General features: G+C 63.0%; 14 protein-coding genes and 1 riboswitch. Of the genes, 7 read left to right on the forward strand and 7 right to left on the reverse strand.

Annotated features, from left to right (window positions below; genetic code table 11):
• Positions 1 to 21: 21 nt before the first annotated feature.
• The 3 genes from RAE21_RS03195 to RAE21_RS03205 all read right to left on the reverse strand — a co-directional run bounded on the left by RAE21_RS03195 (position 22) and on the right by RAE21_RS03205 (position 2,525).
• Positions 22 to 423 carry a tropomyosin gene (locus RAE21_RS03195; RefSeq protein WP_313880109.1) on the reverse strand — a complete coding sequence of 134 codons (402 nt, stop codon included), beginning with the start codon at positions 421 to 423 and terminating at the stop codon, positions 22 to 24.
• A gap of 19 nt (positions 424 to 442) precedes the next feature.
• Positions 443 to 640, reverse strand: coding sequence for a hypothetical protein (locus RAE21_RS03200; protein ID WP_313880110.1), 198 nt, complete (start codon positions 638 to 640; stop codon positions 443 to 445).
• A 106-nt stretch (positions 641 to 746) separates the two neighbouring features.
• On the reverse strand, positions 747 to 2,525 hold the full coding sequence (locus RAE21_RS03205; RefSeq protein WP_313880111.1) for an ABC transporter transmembrane domain-containing protein: 1,779 nt from the start codon (positions 2,523 to 2,525) through the stop codon (positions 747 to 749).
• Positions 2,526 to 2,705: 180 nt separating this feature from the next.
• On the opposite strand from RAE21_RS03205, the gene RAE21_RS03210 reads away from it, so the two are divergent.
• Together RAE21_RS03210 and RAE21_RS03215 are read left to right on the forward strand one after the other, a co-directional pair.
• Positions 2,706 to 3,326, forward strand: a complete 621-nt coding sequence (locus RAE21_RS03210; RefSeq protein ID WP_313880112.1) for an alpha/beta fold hydrolase — start codon at positions 2,706 to 2,708, stop codon at positions 3,324 to 3,326.
• A 47-nt stretch (positions 3,327 to 3,373) separates the two neighbouring features.
• Positions 3,374 to 3,571 (forward strand): hypothetical protein, encoded by a 198-nt coding sequence (locus RAE21_RS03215; protein WP_313880113.1) that lies wholly within the window; start codon positions 3,374 to 3,376, stop codon positions 3,569 to 3,571.
• A 56-nt stretch (positions 3,572 to 3,627) separates the two neighbouring features.
• Here RAE21_RS03215 and RAE21_RS03220 read toward each other — a convergent pair whose 3' ends face one another.
• Both RAE21_RS03220 and RAE21_RS03225 read right to left on the reverse strand, forming a co-directional pair.
• The gene (locus RAE21_RS03220; RefSeq protein ID WP_313880114.1) at positions 3,628 to 4,773 is read right to left on the reverse strand and encodes a lipocalin-like domain-containing protein; all 1,146 of its coding nucleotides are present in this window, start codon (positions 4,771 to 4,773) and stop codon (positions 3,628 to 3,630) included.
• Positions 4,774 to 4,794: 21 nt separating this feature from the next.
• On the reverse strand, positions 4,795 to 5,796 hold the full coding sequence (locus RAE21_RS03225) for a LysR substrate-binding domain-containing protein (protein WP_313880115.1): 1,002 nt from the start codon (positions 5,794 to 5,796) through the stop codon (positions 4,795 to 4,797).
• Between the two features lie 126 nt (positions 5,797 to 5,922).
• Between RAE21_RS03225 and RAE21_RS03230 the strand changes: the two genes are divergently transcribed.
• Positions 5,923 to 6,393, forward strand: coding sequence for a DUF2917 domain-containing protein (locus tag RAE21_RS03230; protein WP_313880116.1), 471 nt, complete (start codon positions 5,923 to 5,925; stop codon positions 6,391 to 6,393).
• Between the two features lie 20 nt (positions 6,394 to 6,413).
• Here the strand turns inward: RAE21_RS03230 and gntR are convergent, their stop codons facing one another.
• The gene (gene gntR / locus RAE21_RS03235; protein WP_313880117.1) at positions 6,414 to 7,436 is read right to left on the reverse strand and encodes an HTH-type transcriptional regulator GntR; all 1,023 of its coding nucleotides are present in this window, start codon (positions 7,434 to 7,436) and stop codon (positions 6,414 to 6,416) included.
• 181 nt (positions 7,437 to 7,617) lie between these two features.
• Here gntR and RAE21_RS03240 point away from each other — a divergent pair, with 181 nt between their 5' ends.
• From RAE21_RS03240 to RAE21_RS03255, 4 genes are read left to right on the forward strand one after another with little or no spacing between them, the layout of a single operon-like run.
• Entirely contained in the window at positions 7,618 to 8,124 is a 507-nt protein-coding gene (locus tag RAE21_RS03240; RefSeq protein WP_313880118.1) for a gluconokinase, read from the forward strand.
• Positions 8,121 to 8,657, forward strand: a complete 537-nt coding sequence (locus RAE21_RS03245) for a TRAP transporter small permease subunit (protein ID WP_313880119.1) — start codon at positions 8,121 to 8,123, stop codon at positions 8,655 to 8,657. Before RAE21_RS03240 ends, RAE21_RS03245 begins: the two co-directional genes overlap by 4 nt.
• 4 nt (positions 8,658 to 8,661) lie before the next feature.
• Positions 8,662 to 9,954, forward strand: a complete 1,293-nt coding sequence (locus tag RAE21_RS03250) for a TRAP transporter large permease (RefSeq protein WP_313880120.1) — start codon at positions 8,662 to 8,664, stop codon at positions 9,952 to 9,954.
• Positions 9,955 to 10,003: 49 nt separating this feature from the next.
• The gene (locus tag RAE21_RS03255) at positions 10,004 to 11,035 is read left to right on the forward strand and encodes a TRAP transporter substrate-binding protein (RefSeq protein WP_313880121.1); all 1,032 of its coding nucleotides are present in this window, start codon (positions 10,004 to 10,006) and stop codon (positions 11,033 to 11,035) included.
• 53 nt (positions 11,036 to 11,088) lie between these two features.
• On the opposite strand, the gene RAE21_RS03260 is transcribed toward RAE21_RS03255, so the two are convergent.
• Entirely contained in the window at positions 11,089 to 13,752 is a 2,664-nt protein-coding gene (locus RAE21_RS03260) for an ABC transporter permease (protein ID WP_313880122.1), read from the reverse strand.
• 52 nt (positions 13,753 to 13,804) lie between these two features.
• Positions 13,805 to 13,898, forward strand: a riboswitch (TPP riboswitch).
• Positions 13,899 to 13,916: the final 18 nt, after the last annotated feature.

Here is a 13,916-nt window from a genome sequence, read left to right on the forward strand (position 1 = left end):
ATGCAAAAAATTAATAGATGATCAAGCCGTCAGATCCACGATCCGGCCCGTCGGTTGCCCGAGCGTGTTGACGAAAGGTCGTGCATTCAAGCTAGCCCGGAGGGCATTACCACTGGCCGCAAATTTGGCGGAAGTCGCGCTGTACATGCGCAGAAGAAAGTCCTGCGTGGCGGGCGCTACTGAAGATGTCGAAGCTCGGAGTTGGCTGATGTAAGTGGTGTCTTCTAGAGTATTGCGCGCAGTTAATGTCTGAACTGCATTTTTCTTGGATTGGACTTCTTGCTCGGCCCGATCGGTCTGCTGTTGTAGCGACTCGACCTTGTTTTCCGCGTTCTCGGCCTCGCATTTGGCCTGTTCCAAGCGGGCGCGACTCAGTGTCGACTGAATCGACGGCGTTGCGCTGTTGGTTGCACTGATGGCCATCTGGCTTGCCTGTGAACGCTCAGGCACTCACGTTGAGGCGGGTGCCGATGGTTTGGCCTTGCCCGTTCACGACCGGCTTTTTCTCTGCTTCTTGCGCCTTGGGGGGCTTCAGTTCGGTCGCGGCAGCCTGCCTGACGGCTTCGCTTTGGATGTTTTCAGCTCGTTTGGCCGCTTGTGTCTGCTCGGGTTGCTGTACCTTGGTGCGAGTAACTTCCATAGCGGCCTCCGATGGTGAAGCCTTGATTTTAGGGAGTTACCGCCTCTTTATCAAACGATAGCTACTACCGAAAATCGGCTAGGCATTCACTGGTGGCTGTGTGGGCTCACGCGTTGAACTGCAACGCGGCCAACCCCGCATAGACGCCGCCCTTGGCCACCAACTCCGCATGGGTCCCTTGCTCGACCAATTCGCCGTGGTCGAGCACCACGATCAAATCTGCTTTTTGGACGGTCGCTAACCGGTGGGCAATCACTAATGTGGTGCGGTCGCGCATCGCGGACTCCAAGGCCGCCTGCACCATGCGTTCACTCTCGGCATCCAGCGCACTGGTGGCCTCGTCCAGCAAAAGCAGAGGCGGGTTTTTGAGCATGGCGCGTGCAATGGCAATCCGTTGGCGTTGTCCGCCAGACAAGCGCACGCCCCGCTCGCCCAGGAAGGTGTCATAACCCTCCGGCAGCGCTTCGATAAATTCATGGGCGAAGGCCGCCTGGGCTGCGGCTTTGACCTCCGCATCGGTCGCGCCAGGTTTGCCGTAGCGGATGTTTTCGATAGCACTGCTCGAGAAAATCACCGCATCCTGCGGCACGATGCCTACGCGCTGTCGCAGCGCATCGAGTGCCAGCTGCCGTGTTTCTGAGCCGTCCAGCACAATGCTGCCGCTCTGCGGATCGTAGTAGCGCAGCAGCAGCTGAAACACGGTGCTTTTGCCGGCTCCGCTGGGCCCGACAATCGCGACCGTTTGCCCGGGCAGCACGTTCAAGTGGAAGTTTTTCAGGGCTTGCTGTTGAGGGCGTGACGGGTAATGAAAGTTGACTGCTTCAAATTGAATAGCACTCCCCGCAATAGGCATGGGCGCAATCACTGGTTTAGCCGGTGAACTAATGGGCGACTGGGTGCCCAGCAACTCCATCAAACGCTCGGTGGCGCCGGCGGCCCGCAGTAGATCCCCATACACCTCACCCAGCACCGCAAATGCGCTGGCCAAAATGATCACATACACCACGGTCTGGCCCAAGTGCCCGGCGGTAATGCGCCCCTCGGCCACGGCTTGGGTGCCTTGGTACAAGCCCCACAACAAAGCCGCACTGGTGGCAATGATGATGAAGGCCACCAGGCCCGAGCGCATCAGGCTGCGTTTGGCGGCCGTGGCAAAGGCGTTGTCGGTCGAGCTGATGAAGCGCTGGGTCTCCCGGTCTTCGGCCGTGTAGCTTTGCACCACCGGAATCGCATTGAGCACCTCCGCTGCGATGGCGCTGGAGTCGGCCACCCGGTCCTGGGAGGCTCGTGAGAGCTTGCGCACCCGCCGACCGAACCACAAACTGGGTAAAACAATCAGCACCAAAACAGCCAGCACCTGCAGCATGACGACCGGGTTGGTCCACACCAGCACAGCCAACGCGCCCACCCCCATGACCGCGTTGCGCAAGCCCATGGACAGCGAAGAGCCCACTACGGTTTGCACCAGCGTGGTGTCAGCCGATAGGCGCGAGAGGACTTCACCGGTCTGGGTGGTTTCAAAAAACTCCGGGCTCTGCCGAAGGACATGGCTGTACACCGCATTGCGCAGGTCGGCGGTGACCCGTTCACCCAGCCAGCTCACCATGTAAAAGCGCGCTGCAGAAAACAGCCCCAAGGCCACAGCCACCGCAAAAAGGGCTGCAAAGTGATTGCGCAGCGCCATCACCTGGGTCCCTTTGTCTGCTTGCACCAGGCCCCCGTCGATCAAGCTGCGCAGCGCCACCGGAAAGGCCAGGGTCGCCACCGCTGCCAGCACCAGAAACACCAGCGCCATGGCAATCCGCCCGCGATACGGCCTCAAAAACGGCAGCAAGCCACTCAAAGACTTGGGGTTGGTCGATTTGGGGCGTTCAGAGGTACTCATGGGCAATCAGGTAAGGGTGATGGGCCGGGCTGCAAGGCGATTCGCAGAATTAAAGCGTGTGCCGGTGAGCCACTGAGTATTGCGCAATCTGCCGGAGAGACACCTGAGCGGGACTTTGCGGTTTGTTTCATTTTGTTGCACATCAGTCGATGTAAGCTCATGAAAAAAATAGGAGGAACCATGGAGACTCGAAAAATGCATATCCAAGGCATGGAGGTACAGGTGGAGGGGAGCGGACCGCGCACGGTCCTGATGTTGCATGGATGGCCAGACACCCTGGCCGTGTGGGACGGCACTGTTCGCGCCCTGCAAAACAATTACCGGTGTGTGCGTTTGACGCTCCCCGGCTTCGGTGACGTGCAGGAGCGGCCCCCGGTGGTGCCCAAGCTGGATGATGTGGTGGATGCCCTGGTCGCGGTGATTCAAACCGTGAGCCCCGGCGCACCGGTCACCTTGATGCTCCATGACTGGGGTTGCATTTTTGGCTACGAACTGGCGATGCGACACCCCCAGCGGGTGGAGGCCGTAGTCGCCATCGACATTGGGGACCACAATGCGCGGGCGTATCTCCAGTCCTTGTCGCTGAAACAGAAATTGGCGGTGGCAGCCTACCAGCTCTGGCTGGCCAAAGCCTGGATGGTGGGGCGCTACTTGCACCCCGGCCTTGGTAACCGGATGACGCGCTGGATGGCAGGCCTGATGCGCTGCCCCGTGCCGGCTCCACAGCTCAGCTGGACCATGAACTTTCCCTATGTGATGCAGTGGTTCGGCATGCGGGGGGGCTCCGCACCCGCCCGGTGAAGCTGACCTGTCCGGTGTTGTATGTGTTCGGGGAGCGCAAACCCTTCATGTTCCATTCTCCGCGCTGGCTGCATACCTTGCGCGCCTCAGAGGATGGCGCAGCCCACGCGCTGCGCTGCGGGCATTGGGTGATGCTTGAACAACCGGAGGCCTTTCACGCCCTGGTGCTGCGATGGCTGGCCGGCCGTGAGCGGCGCAAGAGCCATCGCTCTGTTCAGGAATTGCAGGTTTTAAGAGCCAAATAGGGCCATGGCGCATGTAAATATTGCGCTAGATGCTACTATTTTTGTAGCAAATCATTTCAGATCTTGAGCGGGCTGGCATAGCCCGTCATCTCCAGATAGCCGCGGCCCACCAGCTCTGCGCTGGTGTTAAACACTTCACACAGGCCTTCCCAGTAGATCGCGCCGGTCGAATTGCGACTGTCGAGTTCCTGGTCGTCCAGCAGGGCTTTGACCGTAAAGCTGCCCGCAGGCGTGCGCACCAGCCACTCCACGGGGTAGCTCGCGCGGCTGGCCGGGCTGGTCCATCGGCGCTGTGGGGTGAATGCAAGCTCTCCCTGTGCAAACACCTGGCGCACGCCTTGGCCACTGCGGTAGGAGCCGCCGTCCCACAGGGCCGTGTCTTCGGCCGTCCGCAGGCGAAAGGCTGTCAGCGCACCCCCATCCAGCATGTTGATACCGATCCAGTCCCAGCCTACGGCGTTCGGGTGCAGCACCTCTTGGCTCCATTCGTGGTCCAGCCAAGCGGTGCTGCCGGTTGCCAAGCGGTACTTCTGATCCTTGAGCGTCACGCTGCCGCGCGCCTGCAACTGGGGCACGCTGTAGTAGTAGCTGGCTTGCTGCGCCTGCGGGCCTTTGCGGGAGAGGCCGTCCACCCCCTGCAGCAGCACCGGCTGGCTGGCCTGCAACTCCAAGTCCAGCACAAAGTCAGTCGCAAGGACACGCGCCTGCAGATGCGGCCCCGACCGCTGCAAAAACCAGTCGCGAATAACTACCGCTGTGTCTTTGGTGCTGGCATGGGCCACATCGGCCGGGTTACTGCCTGCGGGCTCGCCCGACCAGCGGGCAATCCGCTGGTCATGCCAGAGCTTGCGGCCCTGCACATCGGTGACGGCTGCATGGGCAAAGAGCAGGTGCCGCGCTGCCAGGCGGGATTGCATGCCCTGTGTGGCCTCCACCCGGCTGCGAAAAAAAGTCACTTGAAAGCCCAGCAGGCGGGAGGCCTCACCTCGGTCGCTTGGTACCCGCGCATAACCCGTCACATACCACCACTCGGTTTTGAACGCGTTGTGCGAGCCCGCATCGCGCGGAAAGCGCAGGGTCGCCGGTGGCAATGCCTGTGCACCGGGCGGCAGTGACGCCAACATCGGCGCCAGTAACAGCTGTCGCCTGAGAGGGCTGAAGCGGCCGGGCGCAGAGAGGGGAAAGCGGTTCGGGGCGGACATGCGGTGGGGGAGGGTAGAGGTTTAGCGTGCAAGGGTTTGCGAGGCGGTGTGTGGATCTTCGCCGGTGGCTTGCCGGGTGATGGCGGCCTGGGCCAACAGCCAGTCGCAAAACGCCTGGATCTCCGGCCGGCTGCTATTGCGGGCGCCCACCAGCAGCCAATACACCATGGGGGTATCGATGCGCCCGCCGGGCAACACCTCTACCAGGTCGCCGCTGGCCAGGCTGTCGGCCACTAGCGGCATGCGGGCCAGCGCAATACCCTGGCCGGTGAGTGCGGCCTGAGCAATTTGGTGGGCGTAGTTGAAGTACATCCAACGCTTGGGTTCCAGTCTCGGTTGTTGGTTCAACTCCAACCACCGCCGCCAGGTTAGCCACTCTATGTGCTGCACCCGGTGGGTATCGCTGGCTTCCAGCAAGGCGAATCGGGCCAGGTCCGCGGGCTTGCGCAGGGGCGCGCCACTTTTGAGCAACCAGGGGCTTGCCACGGGGGTGAGCTGTTCGCCGAACAGGCGCACCGCATCGGCCCGCACACTGCCGGGCTGGGTGTAGCGGATGGCCAGGTCCACATCGCTGGTGTCGAGGTCGACCGGGTTGTCGGTCGCATCAATCCGGATATCGATATCGGGGTACTCGGCCTGAAAGGCCTCCAGCCGCGGAATCAGCCACATCGAGGCAAACGACGCCCAGGTCGAAATCGCCACACTCTTGCGCCCCGCCGTGCGGCGAATCTGGCGCACTGCCGCATCAATCCGCTCCAGCGAGGGCATGGCCGCACGCAGCAGTTGCCCTCCAGCGCCGGTGAGCTCGACTGCACGGGTGTGCCGCAAAAACAGGGGCACGCCGACTTCTTCTTCCAGCGACTGGATCTGCCGGCTGACGGCGCTTTGGGTCAATGCCAGCTCCTCGGCGGCCGCCCGAAAATTGAGGTGCCGCGCTACCGCCTCCAAGGCACGCAAATGGCCCATGGAGATCGGGCGGGTGCGCAAGCGTATTTCAGTATTTGGGGCGATGGCATCAGACATGGGGCAGCCTCATGGCGGGATTGATTCATGCGGTATCGGAATGAATAGCATAGCCCGAAATCATTGGACGGTACAGCAGGCCGGGCGGATCATTCAAGTGCCTGTTCACCCCTTAAGGAGTTTTTTATGCCATCCCGCGAGTCCTTGTCTTCATCGCCCGCCTTGCAATCCTTGAAGTTGCCGCACGGCCATGCGGTCACCCTGAAGCCGCGCACCGCCGGTGTGTTGCAGGTGGTCAGCGGGCGGGCGTGGGCAACGCTGGATGTGGCGCGCCACACACCGCTGGCGGACGCGGGGGACCATTTCGTTGCCTTGGGGCACGATCTGCCGCTGCGCGCCGGGCAGCGGGTGGTGGTGGAGGCGTGGCCCTACCACGGGCAAGACAGCGTCCGCCTGAAATGGGTGCCTTTGCCCGAGAGCGGCGCGGCCAGCCGCTGGCAAGCCACGGTGGTGGAGCCAGCCCGCGACATCGGCGATGGGCTGGCACTGGTGGCTCGCTCCATGTTGCGCCTACTCGCCGGTTTGGCGGGTTTTGGCGACTACTTGGTGGCCGGCCGTGGCCGGGTGCTGCGGGGCTTGGAGTCCAACGCGCCCTGAGGCATCGGGCCCACAGCGGCTCAGGTGCTGTGGCGTATCTGCAGGGTGTAGCCCAGGTCGATAGCGCTGCTGTCAGATGGCTCGCCCTGCATCAGCCCCATCAACATGCGGGCTGCGGCATGGCCGATCTCGGCGCGCGGGGTGCGCACCGTGGTGAGCGGGGGCACCATCTGGTCGCTGCCTGTCAGGTCGTTGAAGCCGGCAATCGCAACCCGCTGCGGCACCGGGACACCGGTTCGCATTGCTGCCAGCAGTGCGCCTTGGGCCAAGTCGTCGTTGCAAAAAAAGATGGCATCCACCGGTGGTGTCTGCCCCATGATCTGCTCGAACATGCGGGCCCCCAGGGCCAGTGACGAGGGCGCCGGGTTAAGCCACTCCAAAACCTCGTCATACAGCCCCGCATCCACCAGCGCACTGCGCCAGCCCGCCAAACGCTGCAGGGTGCGCGGGTCGAGTTGCGCAGCGGCAAACGCAATCCGCCGGTAACCCTGCGCGATCAGGTGGCGCGCCATGTCCCGCCCCGCATCCCGCTGCGAAAAGCCCACACAGTGGGAGCCGGCGGGCGCATCAGTGGTCATCAAGTGCACACACGGGACACCGCTTTGCGCAATCAGGAGCCTGGTGGCCTCGGTGCGCTCCAAGCCGGTCACCACCAGGCCCGCTGGGCGGTGGAGCAGCTGCTCGCGCAGCAGGGTTTCCTCTTCGCTGGGGTCGTAGTGGGTGATGCCGATCAAAGTTTGAAACCCCGCTTGCCGCAAGGTGTGTTGCAGCGCCTCCAGCAGGTCCACAAACAAGGCGTTTGACAACATCGGGATCAGCACCGCCACATGGCTGCTCTGCCCGGAAGCGAGCGCCCGCGCTGCAGGGTTGGGCACATACCCCAGCGTATCGGCCGCTGCACGCACTTTCGCCACCAGATCCGGCGCAACCGCACGCTCACCCCGCAGCGCCCGCGACACGGTGATCGGGCTGACGCCTGCCAGTTGGGCAACATCGGACAGGGTCACACGACCAGTGGCCCGCGGGCGGAGGGGGGAGTTCATGGGCTAGGGAAACTACTGAATGGGTTTTTAAAATCTTCTCATAGGATAGCGCTATCCGACGACACGGGGTGAAGGTAGTTACCCGTATCGTCCAGAGCCGCTGGGTGCATTGCTTTGCACATTAGATGCGGCATTTTTTTGATTCGAATTGGATAGCGCTATCCAAAAAATACAGAGTGATATGAATTCGATTGTCATCATGGGAGTCGCCGGTTGCGGCAAATCCAGCGTAGGGGCCCGGGTGGCCCAGGCCATGGCTTGGCCGCTGGTGGAGGGCGATGACCACCACAGCGAAGCCAACCGCCACAAAATGCAGTCCGGCATTGCGCTGACGGATGCCGACCGCCAGGGCTGGCTCGCGACCTTGGCTACGCAGATCACCTTGCAGCCCTGGGGCGTGGTGGTGACCTGTAGCGCCCTCAAGCGCAGCTACCGCGAGCGCCTGCGGCAGGCGAGCCCGGGCTTGCGCTTCGCCTTTTTGCAGATTTCACAAACGGAGGCCCAGGCCCGGGTCACCGCCCGTGCGGCCCAACATTTTTTCAACACCGCACTCGTGGACAACCAGTTCGCCACGCTGGAGTCGCCTGAGGGCGAAGCCGGGGTCTTGACGCTGGACGCCACCCGCTCGCTGGATGCCTTGCAAACCGAAATCTGCACGTGGCTCTTGCCTGCCAAGGAGCTTGCATGAGTCAGCACTCCGAAACTGCGGCCCCCGAGTCCACCCTGTCTGCACCGCGCCCGAGCGCCTTTGCGCGCATCACCCAAGTGCTGATGGCCACGTGCCTTGGCGTGATGGCGCTCTCGGTGTTTGTGAATGTGGTGCTCCGCTATGGCTTTGGTAGCGGAGTGGCCGCCAGCGAAGAGCTTTCCCGCTTGTTGTTTGTCTGGATGGTGTTCATCGGCGCGGCAGCCGCTTACCCGGCAGGGGAGCACATGGCATTCACCAGCCTGGTGGCCATGCTGAAGGCGCATCCGGTGCGCCTGGCCTTGGCCACTGCTTTCATTCGCGTGTTGGTTTTGTTGGCGTGCGGCATGTTGGCGCACGGAGCCTGGCAGCAGATCGTGGTGGGGTTGGACAGCTACTCGGTGGTCTTGGGCTACCCGACGGCTTTGCTGCCGATGCCCGCATTTTTGTGTTCCTTGTCGATCGGTGCGATGGCATTGTGGGAATTGATTCAACGCACACCGCTCGACCTCGGTCATGCGGCAGAGGTGGAGTAAGGCCATGAGCAACGAAGCATTGGCGTTTGTGGTGTTCTCGGTCGGTATGCTGACCCTGATGGGCATTGGCATGAACATGGGCTTGGCACTGGTCCTGACCGGCGCCGGCATGGCCTGGGTGCTGGACTTCTGGGACACCCAGTTGCTCGCCCAGAACCTGGTGGCAGGGGTGGACAGCTTTCCGCTGCTGGCGGTGCCGTTTTTCATTCTGGCCGGTGAGCTGATGAACAGCGGGGGCATCAGCCGCCGCATCATCACCATGGCGCAAGCATGGGTGGGGCACATTCGCGGTGGGCTGGGCTTTGTGGCCATCGGTGCTGCGGTGCTCATGGCGAGCATGAGCGGGTCGGCGTTGGCAGACACCGCCGCTTTGGCCACTATTTTGATGCCCATGATGCGCCAGCAGGGCTACCCGATGCACACCTCGGCCGGCTTGATCGCCTCGGGCGGCATCATCGCGCCCATCATTCCGCCGAGCATGCCGTTTGTGATTTACGGCGTGACGACCAACACCTCGATATCGTCCTTGTTCCTTTCGGGCATCGTTCCGGGGCTGATCATGGGGGCCGGATTGATCGTCGCCTGGAAGCTGGTGCTGCGCAATCTGGACCTGCCCGAGGGGCAGCCGCTGCCCCTGCGTGAGCGCTTGCAGGCCACCCTCAAGGCGTTCTGGGCGCTGTTGATGCCGATCATCATCATCGGAGGCATGAAAACCGGCGTTTTCACGCCCACCGAAGCGGCTGTGGTGGCCGCGTTTTACGCCCTGGTGGTAGCGCTGTTTGTTCACCGCGAAATGCAGGTGTCAGCGGTGTACGGCGTGTTGGTGCGTGCTGCCAAAACCACCGCCATCGTCATGTTCTTGTGCGCCGGTGCCCAAGTGGCCAGCTACATGATCACGCTGGCCGATTTGCCCAGCGTGCTGACCGGATGGCTGGGGCCGCTGGTGGAGAGCCCGCGCTTGCTGATGCTGGTCATGATGCTGGTCCTGGTGCTGGTGGGCACTGCCCTGGACCTGACACCGACCATCCTGATTTTTGCGCCGGTGATGCTGCCGATTGCGGTGAAAGCCGGCATTGACCCGGTCTATTTCGGCCTGATGTTTGTGCTCAATGGCGCCATCGGCCTGATCACGCCGCCGGTGGGCACGGTGCTCAATGTGGTGGCCGGCGTCGGGCGCTTGCCGCTGCACCGGGTGATCCAAGGGGTGAATCCCTTTTTGATCACCTATGTGCTGATTCTGCTGCTCTTCGTGCTGTTCCCGCAGATCGTGACCGCACCGGTCGCGTGGATGCGCTGAGTCCCCCCTTTTTTTCTTGTAACAACAACACCCACCCTGGAGACACACCATGAAAACATCCACAACCCTCATCCGTCGTGCCGTTCTGGCACTGGCTGGCGCCGCCGTGTTCAGCGCAGCGCTGCCTGCGCTTGCGCAAGACATCAAGCCCCGCCTGATCCGCTTCGGCTACGGGCTCAACGAGCAAAGCAACCAGGGCCGCGCTGCCAAGGTGTTTGCCGAGGCGGTCGAAAAAGCCTCGGGCGGCAAAATGAAAGTGCGCGCCATCGGTGCCGCAGCACTCGGCCCCGATACCCAAATGCAGCAGTCGTTGATCGGCGGCGCGCAGGAAATGATGGTCGGCTCCACCGCCACCCTGGTCGGCATCACCAAAGAAATGGCACTGTGGGATGCGCCCTTTTTGATCAGCAACACCAAAGAGGCTGACGCCATGTTGGATGGCCCTGTGGGCGACAAAATCCGCAACAAATTGCAAGACAAAGGCCTGGTCGGGCTGGTGTATTGGGAAAACGGTTTCCGCAACCTGACCAATAGCAAGCGCGCGATCAACAAAGTCGAAGACTTGGAGGGCATCAAGCTGCGCGTGATGCAAAACAATGTGTACCTGAATAGCTTCAAGACCCTGGGCGCGAACGCCGTTCCCATGGCGTTTTCAGAGTTGTTCAGCGCGCTGGAAACCAACACAGTAGACGGCCAGGAGAACCCCTTCAACACCATTCTGTCGAGCAAGTTTTACGAAGTGCAGAAATATGTCACCGTAACCAACCACGTCTATGCGCCGTGGATTGTGTTGGTGAGCAAAAAATGGTGGGACCAGCTCTCCAAGGACGAGCAAAAAATCCTGAGCGACGCCGCCAAACTGAGCCGAGACTTTGAGCGCAAAGACACCCGCGAAGAAGCCGCCAAGGCAGTCGCCGACCTTAAAGCCAAGGGTATGCAGATCAACGAGTTGCCCCCCGCAGAGGCCGCACGCATGCGCGACAAGCTGACCCGGGTGTACGCCACCATCGGTGCTGATATCGGCATGGACTTGTGGAACGAAGCCCAGGCCGAGCTGGCCAAAATCCGCGGCAAAAAATAAGCACTGCGGCGATATTGGGGCCGCTGGAGGGACGCGCTTGCAAAGGCCCTGACTTACCAGTCCTCTTTGACGGCCATCACGGCATCCCGCCCCGCCGCCGCCCGCCCGGCCAGCCAGGCGGTGGCGGTGCCGGCCAGCACGACGGCCCCAGCCAGGGCCGCCAGCCGCGCCCAAGGCAGGGCCAGCTCCATGGTCCAGTGAAAGCTCTGCGGGTTGACCACGTGCACCAACACTACCGCGACTGCCAGGCCCAGCGTCACCCCCGCCAGCGCTCCCATGCTGGTCCAGGCGGCGCCCTCCAAGGCCACCACCCGCAATATTTGCTGCCGTGTCAGCCCCAGGTGCACCAGCAGCCCGAACTCCTTGCGCCGCGCCAGCACCTGCGCACTGAAGCTGGCAGCCACCCCGAACAAACCGATGCCGATGGCCACGGCCTGCAGCCAATAAGTCACCGCAAAACTGCGGTCAAAAATCTTCAAACTGATGGTCCGTATCTCGCGGGCGGAGCTGAACTCCAGCAATTCACCGGCCTCGCCAGCCGGCGTGCCGGCCAGCTGGTCGGCCAGCGCACGCATGCGGGCCTGCAGTGCGCCGGCATCGGTGCCATCGTCGAGCCAGAACGCCATGTCGTTGACCCGTGTGTCTTGGCTCAGGCGGGCAAAGTCTGCCTGATCGAGGGTGATCGCCCCGGTTTGGCGGGCATAGTCCCGCCAAATGCCTGCTACAAAAAAAGGAGCTACTCCCGCAGTTTCTGCTTGGGCTACAGCCTTACTTGATACGAAGGCGGGCTGCAGGACCGGAAACGGTTGCCCCAACTGCGCGCCATACAGGTCCACCATGGCCTCACTCACATAGATCGCAATGTGACCGGCCGGCACTGCACGCACATCGCCCACCAGCGGCAGATTCAGGTTGCCGCTTTGCGGGTCCCGCAAAGGGCGCGAGATCAGGGCGACAGGTGGCTGTGTGGCACTGAGCGACACGTTTAGCGTGCGTTGGGTGGTGGCGCGGGCCACGCCGGGCAGGGCGGTGGCTTGTGCCACAAAGGCCGGGTCCAGAAAAGCGGTTTCTGTGGCGCTGCCGCTGCCGGCGGTGCGCACGTATAGGTCGGCGGGCAGTACCTGGTCCAGCCAATCCGTCACCGAGCCGCGAAAGCTCGCCACCATCACCGTGAGCGCCACCGCCAGGCTCAGCGCGGCGACCACGCCACTCACGGCGACCGCTGCACTCTCCCGCACCCGCCGGGCGCGCTCGACCGCCAGCAAGGGCAGCAAGTGGCGCGCAAACAGGGGCGCGATGCGGTCCAGCACCAAGCCCACGGCGGCCGGCAGGCTCAAGATGCCGCCCAGCAGCAGGGCTGCCACACTCAGGTAAGCGGCCAGCGGCATGTCCCACACCGGAGGCAGCAGCGCCAATACGCCGCCTGCGCCCATGAGGGCCAGGCCCCAGCGGGTGGCGTGGCTACGGGTGTGCGCATGGCCCAGGCCCTTAAGGGTTTGGGCGGGGGGGAGTTGTTGGGCCAACCGGGCCGGGCCCCAAGCCCCCAGGAGTGCCGCAGCGGTACAGAGGGCGCCAAAAATCACCGCGGCCACCGGGCTCCACTGCAGCGCAGGTGCTGCACCGCTGAAGTAACCGCCACCCAGGTCGCCCCCCAGCAGCCGCAAGGCCAAAGCCGCCAAGCCAGTGCCCAGTGCCAGACCCAAGGCGCTACCCAATATTCCCATTGCGGCAGCCTCCAGCACCACCAAGCGCAGCCGCTGTGCGCCCGTGAGGCCCAGCACCGCCAGCAGGGCAAATTGCTGTGAGCGCCGGCTCACGCTGAGAGCCAACACCGAATAGACCAAAAAGCCACCGGTGAACAGCGCCACCAGGGCCAGCACCGTCAGGTTCACCCGGTAGGCGCGCGACAGGTTGCTGATGCGGCTCACCGCGTCGCCTGGCTCGCGCAGGCTCAGGCCCTGCGGCCAATCTGCAGCGCTTTGCAGGCGCTGTTGCACCGCCTGGCGGTTGGCTCCGGCGCGCAGCCTCAGGTCGAGGCGGCTGATGCGCTCACCCACCCCAAACAAGTCTTGCACCGCGGCAATGTCCATCACCGCCAAGGGGCCGCCCCCGGCAGCCACACTGCCGGCCACCCGCACGGTGCGTAGTTGCAGGCCCACTTGCAAGCGCAATGTGTTGCCCTGCAACTGTTGGCGTGCCATTGGGTTCAAAAACACGGTGTCGGGCGCAAAAAAAGCGAGCCGATCCGGGGCAGCGCCGTCCGCATTGGTTGTGTCGTCACTTGGCAGTGGCGTCAGTGGCCGGGGCAGCAAATCCGGGGCCACCGCTGCCACTTGCAGGGTGTCGATGCCCACCACCCGCAGCAACACCCGTTTACCGCCGGCATCGGCGGGCAGGGCGTAGGTGCTGAGCTCCAGGACCGGGGAGGCCAGCGCAATATCCGGGTCCTGTTGTAAGCGGCCCCACAGATCCAGCGGCACACCTTGCTGGGGGTTGGCCGGGCGCAGCTCCAGGTCGGGCTGCCCGCCCACTGAGCGCACCGCTTGCGAGAACTCATCCAGCGCGGAGGCATTGATCAGGTGCACCGAAAACGCCAGCGCCACCCCCAGCATCACCGACATCACCGCCGCTGCATTGCGCCACGGGTGGTGGCGCAGCTCTTGCCACGAGAAAGTGCGAAGCAAGGGCCAAAGTGGGGTCCGGTGGGTCAGTTGCATAGGGCGATTGTGCGTCTGTGCCTCGCGGTTCGCCGGCGCGCCCTACAATCACGGCTTCCACCGGGGGTGTCCTTCACAGGACTGAGAAATACCCCATGTACCTGATCTGGGTTATGCCAGCGTAGGAAGCGTGCGAAGCCTGATCCCCCTTTGCGGGTGCCGGT

Origin of the sequence: Rhodoferax potami (assembly GCF_032193765.1) — a bacterium.
GTDB lineage: Bacteria > Pseudomonadota > Gammaproteobacteria > Burkholderiales > Burkholderiaceae_C > Allorhodoferax > Allorhodoferax potami.